Source organism: Streptococcus sp. F2 (assembly GCF_056500955.1).
On the sequence record NZ_JBWKAI010000015.1, the window covers coordinates 1 to 13361 of the forward strand.

At 39.6% G+C, this 13361-nt stretch carries 13 protein-coding genes and 1 pseudogene; 11 read left to right on the plus strand and 3 right to left on the minus strand.

Annotated elements, in window-relative coordinates:
• The first annotated feature begins 234 nt into the window (after positions 1-234).
• The 3 genes from ACYTR8_RS05875 to ACYTR8_RS05885 all read left to right on the plus strand — a co-directional run bounded on the left by ACYTR8_RS05875 (position 235) and on the right by ACYTR8_RS05885 (position 1948).
• Positions 235-363, plus strand: coding sequence for a DUF4044 domain-containing protein (locus ACYTR8_RS05875; protein WP_002989532.1), 129 nt, complete (start codon positions 235-237; stop codon positions 361-363).
• Positions 364-417: 54 nt separating this feature from the next.
• A complete protein-coding gene (obgE, locus tag ACYTR8_RS05880; protein WP_479641840.1) occupies positions 418-1731 on the plus strand; it encodes a GTPase ObgE in 1314 nt (437 codons plus the stop codon).
• 64 nt (positions 1732-1795) lie between these two features.
• Entirely contained in the window at positions 1796-1948 is a 153-nt protein-coding gene (locus ACYTR8_RS05885; protein WP_479641841.1) for a hypothetical protein, read from the plus strand.
• 11 nt (positions 1949-1959) lie between these two features.
• Here the strand turns inward: ACYTR8_RS05885 and pnuC are convergent.
• A pseudogene (gene pnuC, locus ACYTR8_RS05890) lies at positions 1960-2500 on the minus strand (nicotinamide riboside transporter PnuC).
• A 224-nt stretch (positions 2501-2724) separates the two neighbouring features.
• Between pnuC and ACYTR8_RS05895 the strand changes: the two are divergent.
• The 8 genes from ACYTR8_RS05895 (at position 2725) to ACYTR8_RS05930 (ending at position 10152) form a co-directional block, all read left to right on the plus strand.
• Entirely contained in the window at positions 2725-4125 is a 1401-nt protein-coding gene (locus tag ACYTR8_RS05895) for a glycoside hydrolase family 1 protein (RefSeq protein WP_479641842.1), read from the plus strand.
• 8 nt (positions 4126-4133) lie between these two features.
• The gene (locus tag ACYTR8_RS05900; RefSeq protein WP_479641843.1) at positions 4134-5228 is read left to right on the plus strand and encodes a DUF871 domain-containing protein; all 1095 of its coding nucleotides are present in this window, start codon (positions 4134-4136) and stop codon (positions 5226-5228) included.
• Between the two features lie 105 nt (positions 5229-5333).
• Entirely contained in the window at positions 5334-7328 is a 1995-nt protein-coding gene (locus tag ACYTR8_RS05905) for a BglG family transcription antiterminator (RefSeq protein ID WP_479641844.1), read from the plus strand.
• 22 nt (positions 7329-7350) lie between these two features.
• Positions 7351-7662, plus strand: coding sequence for a PTS sugar transporter subunit IIB (locus tag ACYTR8_RS05910; RefSeq protein WP_443597484.1), 312 nt, complete (start codon positions 7351-7353; stop codon positions 7660-7662).
• A 2-nt stretch (positions 7663-7664) separates the two neighbouring features.
• Positions 7665-8000 (plus strand): PTS sugar transporter subunit IIA, encoded by a 336-nt coding sequence (locus ACYTR8_RS05915; RefSeq protein ID WP_002992853.1) that lies wholly within the window; start codon positions 7665-7667, stop codon positions 7998-8000.
• Positions 7997-8446 carry a DUF3284 domain-containing protein gene (locus ACYTR8_RS05920; protein ID WP_479641845.1) on the plus strand — a complete coding sequence of 150 codons (450 nt, stop codon included), beginning with the start codon at positions 7997-7999 and terminating at the stop codon, positions 8444-8446. Before ACYTR8_RS05915 ends, ACYTR8_RS05920 begins: the two co-directional genes overlap by 4 nt.
• A 177-nt stretch (positions 8447-8623) precedes the next feature.
• Positions 8624-10003: a PTS sugar transporter subunit IIC gene (locus ACYTR8_RS05925; RefSeq protein ID WP_443597481.1), complete on the plus strand. Its 1380-nt coding sequence runs from the start codon at positions 8624-8626 to the stop codon at positions 10001-10003.
• Positions 10000-10152 (plus strand): hypothetical protein, encoded by a 153-nt coding sequence (locus tag ACYTR8_RS05930; RefSeq protein ID WP_443597480.1) that lies wholly within the window; start codon positions 10000-10002, stop codon positions 10150-10152. Before ACYTR8_RS05925 ends, ACYTR8_RS05930 begins: the two co-directional genes overlap by 4 nt.
• Positions 10153-10269: 117 nt before the next feature.
• On the opposite strand, the gene ACYTR8_RS05935 is transcribed toward ACYTR8_RS05930, so the two are convergent.
• Positions 10270-11010 (minus strand): amino acid ABC transporter ATP-binding protein, encoded by a 741-nt coding sequence (locus ACYTR8_RS05935; protein ID WP_479641846.1) that lies wholly within the window; start codon positions 11008-11010, stop codon positions 10270-10272.
• The gene (locus tag ACYTR8_RS05940) at positions 11010-13187 is read right to left on the minus strand and encodes an ABC transporter substrate-binding protein/permease (RefSeq protein WP_111716887.1); all 2178 of its coding nucleotides are present in this window, start codon (positions 13185-13187) and stop codon (positions 11010-11012) included. The genes ACYTR8_RS05935 and ACYTR8_RS05940 overlap by 1 nt, the downstream gene beginning before the upstream one ends.
• Between the last annotated feature and the right edge of the window lie 174 nt (positions 13188-13361).

The window sequence follows — 13361 nt, forward strand, 5'->3', positions numbered from 1 at the left end:
CAATTATCAATAGCAATAATAAAATCAATCATCGTAGTCACCTCATCTATAGTGTACTACTTTGATTGATTTTGTCATTATGAATCTAGTTTTCTGAAAACAAAAGTTTCTTCATGCGTTTGGCGTGGAAAAAGAATGCCTTTATAGCGAGAAATCCTTAGCTGATATTTGCTTAAAAGTCGCTTTCATGTTAAGATATAAGAAGAAAAATCAATAATAGATGAGGTATTTAACGTGGCATTTGGAGAAAACGGACCTCGCAAAAAAACAACCTTTGAAAAAGTAACAATGTTTGTTGTTATCCTAATGGTTCTTGTAACTGTTGGCGGGCTTATTGCGAGTGCCCTATCAGTATTGATGTAAGGAAACGCTGAAAGGCGTTTTTTTAAAGTAAAAGAAAGTTAGAGAAGAAAAAGTATGAGTATGTTTTTAGATACGGCAAAAATTAGTGTCCAAGCGGGTCGCGGTGGTGATGGTATGGTGGCCTTTCGTCGTGAAAAGTATGTCCCAAATGGCGGTCCTTGGGGAGGAGATGGCGGTAAGGGTGGCTCAGTCATCTTTAGAGTTGACGAAGGTTTGCGTACCTTAATGGATTTCCGCTATAATCGTAAATTCAAGGCGAAATCTGGTGAAAAAGGCATGACCAAGGGAATGCATGGTCGTGGCTCAGAAGATTTGATTATCGCTGTCCCTCAAGGAACAACTATTCGTGATGCCGAAACTGGAAAAGTGATTACAGACTTAGTAGAACATGGCCAAGAAGTGGTGATTGCTAAGGGTGGCCGTGGTGGTCGTGGTAATATTCGTTTTGCAACTCCTCGTAATCCTGCGCCGGAAATTGCTGAAAATGGTGAACCAGGTGAGGAACGTCAGTTAGAACTAGAGCTCAAAATCTTAGCTGATGTTGGTTTGGTCGGATTCCCATCTGTTGGGAAATCAACCTTGTTAAGTGTTGTGTCATCAGCTAAACCGAAAATTGGTGCCTATCATTTTACCACTATTGTACCTAATCTAGGAATGGTTCGTACCAAGTCAGGTGATAGCTTTGCTATGGCAGATCTACCAGGTTTGATTGAAGGAGCTAGCCAAGGGGTTGGTTTGGGGACTCAGTTCCTCCGTCATATTGAACGGACGCGGGTTATCTTACATGTGATTGACATGTCTGCTAGTGAGGGCCGTGACCCTTACGAAGATTATGTTTCCATTAATAACGAGTTGGAAACCTATAATCTGCGATTGATGGAGCGCCCACAGATTATTGTGGCTAATAAAATGGACATGCCAGAGGCTCAAGAAAACTTGAAAGCCTTCAAGGAAAAATTGGCTGCCCAATATGACGAGTTTGATGACCTACCAATGATTTTCCCTATTTCAAGTTTAGCACATCAAGGCTTAGATAACTTGTTAGAAGCAACAGCAGACTTACTTGCTAAGACGGATGAATTCTTATTATATGATGAAGCTGATCTGGTGGATGAAGAAGCTTACTATGGCTTTGCAGAAGCTGAAAAAGACTTTGAGATTACCCGAGATGATGATGCTACTTGGGTCTTGTCTGGTGAGAAATTGGAACGTCTCTTTGTCATGACCAATATGGAACGTGATGAATCCATTATGAAATTTGCTCGTCAATTGCGCGGTATGGGTGTTGACGAAGCCCTACGTGAGCGCGGAGCAAAAGATGGGGATCTAGTTCGAATTGGCAAGTTTGAATTTGAATTTGTGGATTAAGGCGATTCATGACAATAGCAGTGTGATAGTGCTCTTGTGTGTTATCTTTATGAGGAGGTTTCTTATGGGTGATAAACCAATATCCTTTAAGGATAAGGATGGGAATTTTGTATCGGCAGCAGATGTTTGGAATGCTGAGAAATTAGAAGAATTATTTAATCTCTTAAATCCCAATAGGCGCTTACGCTTAGAACGTGAGAAATTAAAAAAAGGATGAAGCTTAAGACTTCATCCTTTTTTGATCTTTTCTTGATAGTGTTGGAGATGTAACCAACTGTAAAAGGTATAGAGGTCGTTGATGAGAAAGGTGGCAAAGCAAATGACCACAGCGTATTGACTAGAATCAGTCTGAGCAGCATGTAACCACAGAAGGATTAGAACCAAATTATTGAGACCATAAGCTAAAGCAAAATAAGGACTGCGCTTGTAGCTGAGGTAAACGGCTGAAAAGGAGGTGGCAATGGATAAGGTGGAAACAAGTAAGTAGGCTGTTTTAAGGATGGCTAAAACTCCATAAAACACAAGGGTAACTACTAACGTAAACATGATGAGGCGTCGACTATTAGCGCTTTCTAAACGAGAAATAGTGACTTGAGACTTGTTCCCCTCAAAAGGATGATTTAACCAAGCAAAGAGCGAAAAAATAGCCATGGGCAAAGTCATAAACAGGTAGGTCATTAATTCTCCATAGTAACTGTTTCGTAATGGCCAAGACAGAGCTTATCCAAAGTGCCCACTCGGTTTTTGTAAAGTAGTTTAAATAAGCCATACCCCTATTCAAACATAGGCTAAGGCATCTGTCAATAGGGGCTTGGTTTTGATAAGAAGTAGCAGGGCAGGTTAGATAGGCTCTTTAAGATAATAAAATATTTCAAGCTTTAAAACACTTATTTTCCGTGATAATAAGGAAAAAACAGATTTTTTAAAGCGTTTACATCACCTGTTTTTCTTCTTATAATAAAAAGAGAAGTGAGCAAAGAAAGGACAAAGGATATGAAACAAAGAAAACACCGTTACCAATTTCCAGATGGCTTTTTATGGGGAAGTTCCACATCTGGGCCTCAAAGCGAAGGAACGGTTCCTGGAGATGGCAAAGGACCTAGCAACTGGGATTACTGGTTTAGTATTGAGTCAGCTAAGTTTCATCACCAAATTGGTCCAGAAAAAACCTCAACCTTTTATGAGAACTATAAGGGTGACATTGCCCTTTTGAAAGAAACAGGCCACACGATTTTTCGGACCTCAATCCAGTGGTCTCGATTGATTCCAGAAGGAGTCGGGGAGGTTAATCCAAAGGCGGTGACATTTTACCGAGAAGTATTTCAAGACATTATTGCTCAAGGTATTAAATTGATTGTTAACCTCTATCATTTTGACCTCCCCTATGCCTTGCAAGAAAAAGGTGGCTGGGAAAACAAAGCTACTGTCTGGGCTTATGAAACCTACGCAAAAACCTGTTTTGAGCTTTTTGGTGATTTAGTAAACACTTGGATTACCTTTAATGAACCGATTGTTCCAGTTGAATGTGGCTATTTAGGTTATTATCACTACCCTTGTAAAGTAGATGCCAAGGCAGCAGTTCAAGTGGCTTACAACACACAACTGGCCAGTTCACTGGCGGTCAAAGCTTGTCATAAGCTTCATCCCGACCACAAGATTAGTATTGTGCTTAACATGACGCCTGCCTATCCTCGGAGTGATGCTCCTGAAGATGTCAAGGCTGCTAGAATCGCAGAGCTTTTCCAAACCAAATCCTTCCTAGATCCATCAGTTTTGGGTGTTTACCCAGCAGAGTTAGTTTCCATTTTAGAGGAAGCTGATTTATTACCTCAATATAGTGCTGATGAATTAGAGATTATCAAAAACAATACTGTTGATTTTTTGGGAGTTAATTATTATCAGCCTTTGCGGGTTCAGGCACCTAGTAAGTCACAGCAAGAGGGGAACCCCCTTATCTTAGATATTTATTTTGAACCTTATGATATGCCTGGTAAAAAAGTCAATCCTCACCGGGGTTGGGAAATTTATGAACCAGGACTTTATGATATTGCCCTTGATTTAAAAGAACACTATGGTAACATCGAATGGCTAGTCACGGAAAATGGTATGGGTGTCGAAGGTGAAGAAGCTTTTTTAGCAGATGGCCAGATACAAGATGACTACCGCATCACCTTTATCGAGGATCATCTTATCCAGCTTCATAAGGCTTTGGGAGAAGGAGCCAACTGCAAAGGCTACCTCTTGTGGACTTTTATTGATTGCTGGTCTTGGTTAAATGCTTATAAAAACCGATATGGTTTGGTAGCTTTGGATTTAGAGAGTCAAAAGCGAACCATAAAAAAATCAGGTTACTGGTTTAAGGCGTTGAGCGAGTCAAATGGTTTTGATAAATAGGAGGCAATATGGTTGATTTAGGATTTTCTCTATACCCTGAGCGGTATGATGTTACCAAGAGTAAAGCTTATATTGACTTATGTCATAGTTATGGAGCCAAGCGCTTGTTTATGAGTCTCTTACAGCTGGCACCAGCTGATCACCAGATGTTTCATTGCTACGCAGAGCTCATTGCTTATGCAAATCAATTAGGCATTCGAGTGATTGCCGACGTTAGTCCAAGCTTTATTAGCCAAGCTGGTTGGTCAGATCAGCTTATTGAACGAGCTCATGCCTTCGGGTTAGCGGGCTTACGCTTAGACGAGGCTCTCCCTCTAGCAGAGATTGTAACTTTAACAAGAAATCCCTTTGGACTTAAAATTGAACTTAATATGAGCACTGATAAACAATTATTGATATCATTGCTAACGACAGATGCAGAACGGAGCAATATTATTGGTTGCCATAATTTTTATCCACATGAATTTACCGGTTTGTCATGGCAACATTTTAAGGATATGTCACGTTTTTATCATGAGCATGATATTGAAACGGCTGCTTTTATTACCGCTCAGTCAGCATCTGAAGGCCCTTGGCTACTGGCAGAAGGCTTGCCGACAGTGGAAGACCATAGGCACTTGCCCATTGGCCTGCAAGTAGAATTAATGAAAGCGATAGGAACCATTGATAATATCCTCATATCTAACCAATTCATTTCGGAAGAAGAATTGGCAGCATGTACTCAGGCTTTAGCAAGACCAGTCACAACGATCAAGGTTAGGCCTATCATCGATTTGACAGAAGTTGAGGAGCAAATCATTGGCTATCCGCATTGTTATCGTGGCGATGTATCTGATTATGTGATTCGATCAACCATGCCACGTCTAGTCTATGCTCAGGAATCGATTGCTCCAAGAGACCAATCTAAGGAGGTCAAACGAGGTAGCATTATTATTGACAATGACCGCTATCATCGATATAAGGGAGAACTGCAAATTGCTTTGAAAAATTTTACGGTTAGTTCAAAAGCTAATGTGGTTGCTGAGGTCAGAGAGGACTATCTTAGTTTGTTAGATGATTTGCGACCTTGGCAGGAATTTTATTTGGAGATTGACCCATCATAGATTCTTTTCACAATCAATGCGGAAAATGATGGTCACCTTTTTCAGGAAATATTTGGTACACTAAAAGAGGGTGGAAAACGTTTTCTAAAGTAGTAAGGAGGACTAATGTTATCAAAAAAAGAACTAGCCATCATAACATTTCTAATCCATCACAAAGAGCAGTTTGTCTCTAGTGCAACTCTGGCTGAGGTTATTGGTATGAGTGACCGTACGGTTAGGAAATACCTCAAAGAACTGATCAGTAGCCTTCCTGAACACGGAGCTCACATCATTTCTAAACAAGGTCGAGGTTACTGCTTAGAAATTGACCATTCTATGGCATTTGACATCTTTTGGCAAGAAAGTGTGACGTCTAAAAAACGTTTAGCAGATGTGACTCAAGTGGAAGAATCGGTTGATCGAGAAGATTATGTGCTTCATAAATTCTTTTTTGAAGATGCCGTTCAGGATTTTGAAGAGCTTTGTCAAGAATTGTATATCAGTCGGACAACTTTAAAACATGTTTTAGCAGGCATTAAGGAGCGCATAATACCTTACCAGTTAGAGCTTGAAATAACTCACCAACATATTCAAATAAGAGGTAAAGAAGAGGACATTAGGCATTTTATCATGGATTATTTTTTTGTTACTAGTTTTGATAATACCTTGTCCACCATGGTAGGTAATACCTTTCTTGAAGGTATTAATTTTGCAGAAATCATGATTATTGTCTTGGATGAATGTCGGGATGCTAAGTTGAAACTTTCTGATTTTGTCATGAATAATCTAGTCTTGCATATTGCCCTAATGGTTCAGCGTATTCGATCGGGGTGTCCATTAGAACTGTTTTCCATTCCAATAGCTATTCGTCAGTCTGATGAGTATCAAGTAGCTCTGCGCATTTTGTATCGAGTGGAAGAAGTGATGGGGATACGTTTTCCTAAAGAGGAGGCTAATTATATTGCACTGCATCTAAAGGTCAAACATTCTGTTGGTAAGCATTGGCAAGATGATAATACCGATGAAAAGTTGCAGAACCATTTAAAAGCATGTATTGCCAAGATTAGTCAATTGACAGGCATGACTTTAGAAACAGATACCAGTTTATTTCAAGGTTTATTAGCCCACATGATGCCCTTGACCACACGTCTTGAAAACCATATTCAGCTGACTAATCCTTTAACTGAGGAAATTAAAAGCCAGTATCCTGAAATATTTACCCTTACCAAGCAGACCTTTTCGGATTTGCTTGTATGTCAAAAGAATGATGTCTCAGATGATGAATGGGCTTATATTAGTTTGCATTTAATGGCGGCCATTGAACGTTATTCAAACCGTCATAAATTGAGGGTTCTAGTAGTTTGTGCCACAGGTTATGGTAGTGCCATGATGTTGAAAAATCGCTTGGAAAAGGAATTTGAAGGACGTTTGCGTATTGTCGATGTTATCAGTTACTATGAAATAACCGAAGAGCGACTGAAAACCGTTGATTTGATTATTTCCTCTATCAGCCTTGCCAATCTGATGTTTTTAACACCAGTGATTACTGTCAGTGTTTTTTTGTCAAATCAGGATATTGAAACCATTCGACAATTTATTGGAGAACAAGAAGGTATCAAGAAAGAGGTCAGTTTACCGTCACAGATGAGTTTAGCAAAAGCAGAGCAGCTTCTAACAGGTATTTTTAGCCCTAATCGTTTTCTTTATTTAGACGAGAAAATCTCAAAGGAAGACTTGCTTTTACGGATGATTGCTTGTCTTGACGAGGTGGGAACAGAAACGTTTGTAGAGGACTTCTATCATCAAATGGTACTGAGGGAAAATTACAGCCCAGTCATCTATGGAGAAGTGCTTGCCTTTCCGCATCCTGCTAATCCCATGACTTATTCTGAACAGGTAGTAGTGGCTATTTGCCGAGAGCCTCTTGAGTGGGACAAGGCGCATCAAGCTGTTCATTTTGTCTTTCTATTATCCCCGTCTAAAGGGCATAATCATAGGTTAAAATATGTATCACCAGGTTTGGCATCTTTTGTCAATCAGGTGGAGCTTCAGCAAGCGTTACTAGAAGAACCAAATTATTCCAAATTCATGACAGTGTTTACCCCACTTATTCATGATTAAAACGATTAAAAGGAGAAACCTTATGAAATCTATTATGTTAGTTTGTAATGCCGGTATGTCAACTAGTATGTTGGTGACTAAGATGCAAAAAGCAGCCCAAGCGCGTGGTCTTGAAGTTTCTATTTGGGCAGTTCCTGTGAGTGAAGCTGACAACGAAGTGGCTGCTAATAGCATTGATGTTCTCTTGTTAGGTCCACAAGTCAAATTCTTACTAAAGGATTTTAAAGATAAGTTTGAACCAGATATTAAAGTAGATGCCATTAACATGGCTGATTATGGTCTTATGAACGGTGAAAAAGTCCTTGAAACATCCCTAGCGATGATGGAGGAGTAGGCATGACGGAACCATCCAACTTAGAAGCTATTATGGGCTTAATCATGTATGGAGGCGAAGCCAAGGGCAAGGCCGTAGAGGCTATTCATGCAGCACGAGATGGGCAGTTTGAGGAGGCTCAGCACTTACTTCAAGAAGCGACAAACTCGTTAAATATTGCCCATAAATCGCAGACACATTTGCTGTCCCAAGAAGCAGCTGGTGATGCGGTTGAATTGTCTTTATTGATGGTGCATGGTCAAGATCACATGATGACTGCCTTAGCCTTTATTGATTTAGCCAAGGAATTGGTTACCGTTTACGACAAAATGTCAGCAATACAGAGGGGTGAGTCATGATCATTTCAGTAGAAGGAGATGTTTCCGTTCATCATTGTTTTGAAGCCATGCTGATATCGCTCCAAGAAGATTATCGACAAAATACCTTGAGACAGTTGTCAAGAGATGATATCAAAGCGGGGATAAACTATGTTAAACATTATGGTAAATACAAAGAGCGTACAGTGAGGGTGCTTATTACGGCCCTAGAAGCTCCGCAATTATATACTGCTTGTTTTAGTTCCAATCATGGGATAAAGGAATTGGTTTATCGATTAGAGGCTCTGGGGGAGAATCGGACTAGAATTACCTATTCTTATGACTATCATCCTCTAGATATTTTTCAAAAAGCAAATCATTTTATTGTTGGCAAACTGTTCAAAAAAAGCCTAGAACGCCAATCTCAAGCTCAGTTAGCAGCTCTTATCCAATATGCTAAACAGTTGCAGCAACCATCGTCTTTGTGAAGATTATTCACAGACCTTGAATGAGAGAGAAGGGTTCATTTGGATAAGAGCCGATTACCGGTTATCTCTAAGCATCACGTTTAACAAGGATGATTTTGAGATAATTGTGTTAGGCAGACACCGCTGCTTTTAAGGTTACCTTTGTTATATTAAAAAAATAAAAAGAGGAGAAGATTTATGTCGCATTTTTCTGATAAGTTTATGGAGATTTCAGGAAAAATTGGGTCACAACGGCATTTAGTAGCTATTCGTGATTCCTTTATTTCAATGATGCCTATTACCATGGCAGGTTCAGTTGCTGTCTTATTGAACGTTTTTTTACGCGATATTCCAAACAATATGGGATGGACAGGATTTGCAAAAGCTATGCAACCTGTTATCGACATCAGTGGCTATGTTTATTTTGGGACAATTGGTATCATGGCGCTCTTTTTTGCCTTTGCTTTCGGTTACAATTTAGCTGTTATGCATAAGATTAATCCATTGGCAGGAGGATTGATTTCTTTTGGCTCATTTATTGCCACCCTACCTCAGACTTTAACCATTTCGACACCACTTGAAAATGCCTCTGCTAACCTAATTAGCAATTTGAAAGAAATGGGGCTTTCAGTCGTTACTGCGGGTGGAGCTTCAAGTATTGAAACTAGTCAATGGGGAGCAATAGCTCTAAAGTATGTCGGTGCCACAGGCTTGTTCACAGCTTTAATTATTGGCTTTTTATCAAGTTTTGTGTATGCGGCTTTGACCAAACGTAATATTACCATTACCTTACCAGATAATGTACCACCTGCGGTTAATAAAGCCTTTGCTGCCATTATTCCAGGAACAGTTGCGATTTACGCTTCGGCAATTTTCGCCTACCTCATCTTTGCATTAACAGGTTCTTCCCTAAGTGATGTCATTTCAACCTATATCCAATTACCATTACTAGGCTTATCACAGGGTATTGGTTCAGTTATCTTGTTAACCTTCTTAGTTCAACTGCTCTGGTTCTTCGGCTTGCATGGTCATAATGTCTTAGCCCCAGTAATGGATGGTATTTATATGGTAGCTTTAACAGAAAATACAGCTGCTTACAATACAGCGCATAGCGCTGCTAATTTACCATACCTTTGGACACGCGGGTCCTTTGATGCTTATGCTCAAATGGGTGGTTCAGGAGTAACCTTGGCATTGATTATTGCTATCTTCATATTCTCAAAACGAGAAGAGCATAAAACCATTGCCAAATTGTCCGCACCAATGGGTGTTTTCAATATCAACGAACCAATTACATTTGGGATGCCAATTGTTTTGAATCCAACTTTTGTGATTCCGTGGCTAATTGTGCCACCAATTTGTGCTAGCATAGCTTATTTTGCTACCGCAATAGGTTTGATTCCACCGGTATTCTTATCAGTACCTTGGATTACCCCTGTTGGACTTTATGCTTACCTAGCTACTGGAGGTAATATTATGGCAGGTTTGGTTTCACTGTTTAACCTCTTTGTTGCCTTCCTTATCTGGGCCCCATTTGTCATTTTGGCAAATAAAGAAAAAGCGAGTGACCTTGCATGACAGAAAAAAATGGAGTAACTTTTTTAATGGCTGTTGGCTTTTTTCTCATTGCCATTAGTCCGATGGTTGGTAACAAATACTTACACATAGTGACGGGACTAGCTCTTACGGGATTAGGTTATTACCTAACGAAACGTAAGCGCCCGTAAAAAAGTATAAGAGTATCCCTATTTTGCTGGTTTGAATAATAACAGTAACCAAAAAAGGCAAGGAAACCTGTTTCCTTGCCTTATTATTTTTTGGAAGTTAGTATGGTGTCTAATCTATTAGACGTTTAGGACCTTGTCTAAAAATTCAATGAGACGAGGGTGCTTAGGATGGTCAAAAATCTCTTCAGGCGTACCATCCTCCAAGAATTGACCACCATCTGTAAAGATAACGCGGTTAGCTACTTGACGAGCAAACCCCATTTCGTGAGTAACAATCAACATGGTCATGCCTTGTTCTGCCAAGTCTTTCATAACGTTCAAAACATCTCCAACCATTTCTGGGTCAAGGGCAGAAGTAGGTTCGTCAAAAAGCATGATATCTGGATTCATGGCTAGGCTTCGTGCAATAGCCACACGTTGCTTTTGTCCGCCGGATAAGCTTCCTGGGAAGGTGTCGGCTTTATCAGAAAGTCCGACTTTTTCTAGAAGTGCCATGCCGTGCTTTTTAGCAACTTCTTTAGATTCTTTACCTAATTCAACAGGAGCAAAGATAATATTCTCAAGAACAGTCATGTGAGGGAAAAGGTTGAAGTGTTGGAATACCATTCCGATATTTTCACGTGCCTTGTCAATATTAGTCTTAGGATCTGATAATTCAAAACCGTCCACCACGACCTTACCACTGGTAATCGTCTCTAGGAGGTTGAGGGTACGGAGGAAGGTGGATTTCCCAGAACCAGAAGGACCAATGATACAAACGACATCACCTTCGTAGAATTTAGCATCAATTCCTTTTAACACTTCATTTTGACCATAAGATTTGTGTAAATCTTGGACATCAATTTTTAGTTCTGCCATTAGTTAAGCCTCTTTTCTAAACGTTTTGCAAGTCTTGTTAAGAGTGTAATCATAATAAGGTAAATAATTGCTAGGATGGCATACATACGGAAAGATTGATAGTTTCTGGCAATAATAATTTTACCTGTTTGGAAGAGTTCCACAAGACCAATTGCTGAGACAATTGTTGTATCTTTTAGGGAGATAACAAACTGGTTAATAAAGTTAGGCAACATCAACTTCACGGCCTGTGGAAGAATCACTTTACGCATCGTTGTTGCATAAGGCAATCCAAGACTACGACTAGCTTCCATTTGTCCTGCTGGAACAGCTTCAATACCACCACGAACAATTTCAGCAATATAGGCACCACCATTAAGCGACAGGGCGATAGTAGCAGCTAAGAAATCGTTAATTGGTGATTGGTGACCAGTCATGCTTTCAATAAGGTTTGGCACACCCCAGAAAATGAAGGCAGCCACAATCATTAACGGAATACCACGGACCACATCGACAAAAATGGTTGAGATGAGGCGGAGAGATTTGGTTGGTGAGACAGCCATCATCCCAAAAATAATCCCGATAATCATAGCGATAGCAAATGAAATAAGGGTTAGGCTGAGGGTTGTTCCAAGACCAGCCCATAATTGTTTGTAGTTATTAGAGAGGAGTCCTGCAATCGTTGACTCATCAACATTTTTTTCAGCAGGTTTAGCAGCTTTTTTAGAATCTAGATAGCTATCGATGATAGCGTCATATTTACCAGATTGTTTTAAGGCAGCTAAGCCATTGTTAAACATTTCAATTAATTCGGGATTAGTTCCTTTTTTAACGGCAAAACCAACTTCACCTGTGGAAATACCATCAAGCGGGGTTACAAAGCGACGTCCTTGTGAAATAGCATATTTTAGAACAGCTTCATCATCCATGATGGCTTCAACAGAACCTGAATTTAAACTATCGTACATGGTTGAACCATCATCGAAAGCTTTAACGCTATAGCCATATGTAGCTGCATTTTCTTTCAACCAAGAATAAGAAGAAGTTCCGTTTTTAGCGCCAACGGTTTTACCATTTAAATCATTATAACTATTGATCGCTTTTCCTTTTTTGACCGCTAAAATTACATTTGAGGTATAGTAAGAATCAGAGAAGTCAAAAATGGCTTTACGAGCGTCAGTAATGGTTGCACCAGCGATAACACCGTCAGCTTGACTAGATTGTACCGCATTTAAAGCCGCATCAAAACCTGGATTGGCAATTTCAATTTTAAAGCCTTGCTGTTTGGCGATAGCTTTAATTAGCTCCATGTCGATACCGACATATTTGCCTTTATCATTTTGAAATTCAAAAGGAGCAAAAGAGGAATCTGAAACAATTTTATAAGTTGCTTTCACAGGTGTTGCTTTGGCAGTTGGATCACCTGTTGCCTGACTTGTTGTTGCTTTGTCGTCAGTTCCCAACCATTTTGCCATAATAGCTTGGTAAGTCCCGTCAGCTTTCATATCAGCAAGAGCAGTGTTGAAATCATCAATCAAGTAGTCATAGCCACTTCCTTTTTTAACGGCAAAACCAAAACTACCGATTGCCTCACCTTTCATGTTGATGGCAAGGTCTTGGTTTTGGCTAATCGCATATTGGATAACTGGCTCATCATCCATGATAGCTGCAACTGATCCGGTAGATAAACTGTTGTACATGAGGTCGCCCGTGTCAAATGTTTTAACAGTATAACCATACTTTTTCTTGTATTTATCCAAGAAGGATTGAGCTGCCGTACCATTTTTGACACCAACTGTCTTTCCTTTTAGGTCACTATACTTTTTGACAGGATTTGCCTTACGTGTCGCAATAACGATTTTAGTGTCATAGTATGGGTCTGAGAAATGAAAGACCTTTTTACGAGCTTCAGTAATCGTCGTACCAGCCATCAGAGCATCAGCTTGACCAGATTGAATGGCATTAACAGCCGCATCAAATCCAGGAAAAGTCATATTATAGTCCCAAGCTTGGCGTTTTGCTACCTCAATGATAATATCAACGTCAATTCCTTTATAAACTTGATCTGAATCTTTAAATTCAAATGGGGCGTAAGCTGTATCCGAAACAATATCAATTGTTTCAGTGCTTGCAATACCACCTGTCATGAAAATGATGGATACTATTGCAAGCAATAACGCTTTTAATTTGTAGGTCATACTAATCTCCTTATAAAAATAAAAAATATGACTCATTATAGCAAATTTTTTAAAAGAAGGCAATAAGTCTAGCTTTTCATGTCATAAAACCTAACATTTACATGGGAGGTTTGGGAAGTTTTTATCAGACGTTTCTTTCTGGGATATGATAAAATGGAAGGAAGAGAGACAATC

Excerpts from the sequence above, each read along its gene's own strand:
- ACYTR8_RS05920 (WP_479641845.1), top strand. The coding sequence starts at position 7,997 with ATGATCATTTCAGTAGAAGGAGATGTTTCCGTTCATCATTGTTTTGAA.
- ACYTR8_RS05915 (WP_002992853.1), top strand. The coding sequence starts at position 7,665 with ATGACGGAACCATCCAACTTAGAAGCTATTATGGGCTTAATCATGTAT.
- ACYTR8_RS05900 (WP_479641843.1), top strand. The coding sequence starts at position 4,134 with ATGGTTGATTTAGGATTTTCTCTATACCCTGAGCGGTATGATGTTACC.
- ACYTR8_RS05910 (WP_443597484.1), top strand. The coding sequence starts at position 7,351 with ATGAAATCTATTATGTTAGTTTGTAATGCCGGTATGTCAACTAGTATG.
- ACYTR8_RS05895 (WP_479641842.1), top strand. The coding sequence starts at position 2,725 with ATGAAACAAAGAAAACACCGTTACCAATTTCCAGATGGCTTTTTATGG.
- ACYTR8_RS05930 (WP_443597480.1), top strand. The coding sequence starts at position 10,000 with ATGACAGAAAAAAATGGAGTAACTTTTTTAATGGCTGTTGGCTTTTTT.
- ACYTR8_RS05940 (WP_111716887.1), bottom strand. The coding sequence starts at position 13,187 with ATGACCTACAAATTAAAAGCGTTATTGCTTGCAATAGTATCCATCATT.
- ACYTR8_RS05925 (WP_443597481.1), top strand. The coding sequence starts at position 8,624 with ATGTCGCATTTTTCTGATAAGTTTATGGAGATTTCAGGAAAAATTGGG.
- ACYTR8_RS05935 (WP_479641846.1), bottom strand. The coding sequence starts at position 11,010 with ATGGCAGAACTAAAAATTGATGTCCAAGATTTACACAAATCTTATGGT.
- ACYTR8_RS05885 (WP_479641841.1), top strand. The coding sequence starts at position 1,796 with ATGGGTGATAAACCAATATCCTTTAAGGATAAGGATGGGAATTTTGTA.
- obgE (WP_479641840.1), top strand. The coding sequence starts at position 418 with ATGAGTATGTTTTTAGATACGGCAAAAATTAGTGTCCAAGCGGGTCGC.
- ACYTR8_RS05905 (WP_479641844.1), top strand. The coding sequence starts at position 5,334 with ATGTTATCAAAAAAAGAACTAGCCATCATAACATTTCTAATCCATCAC.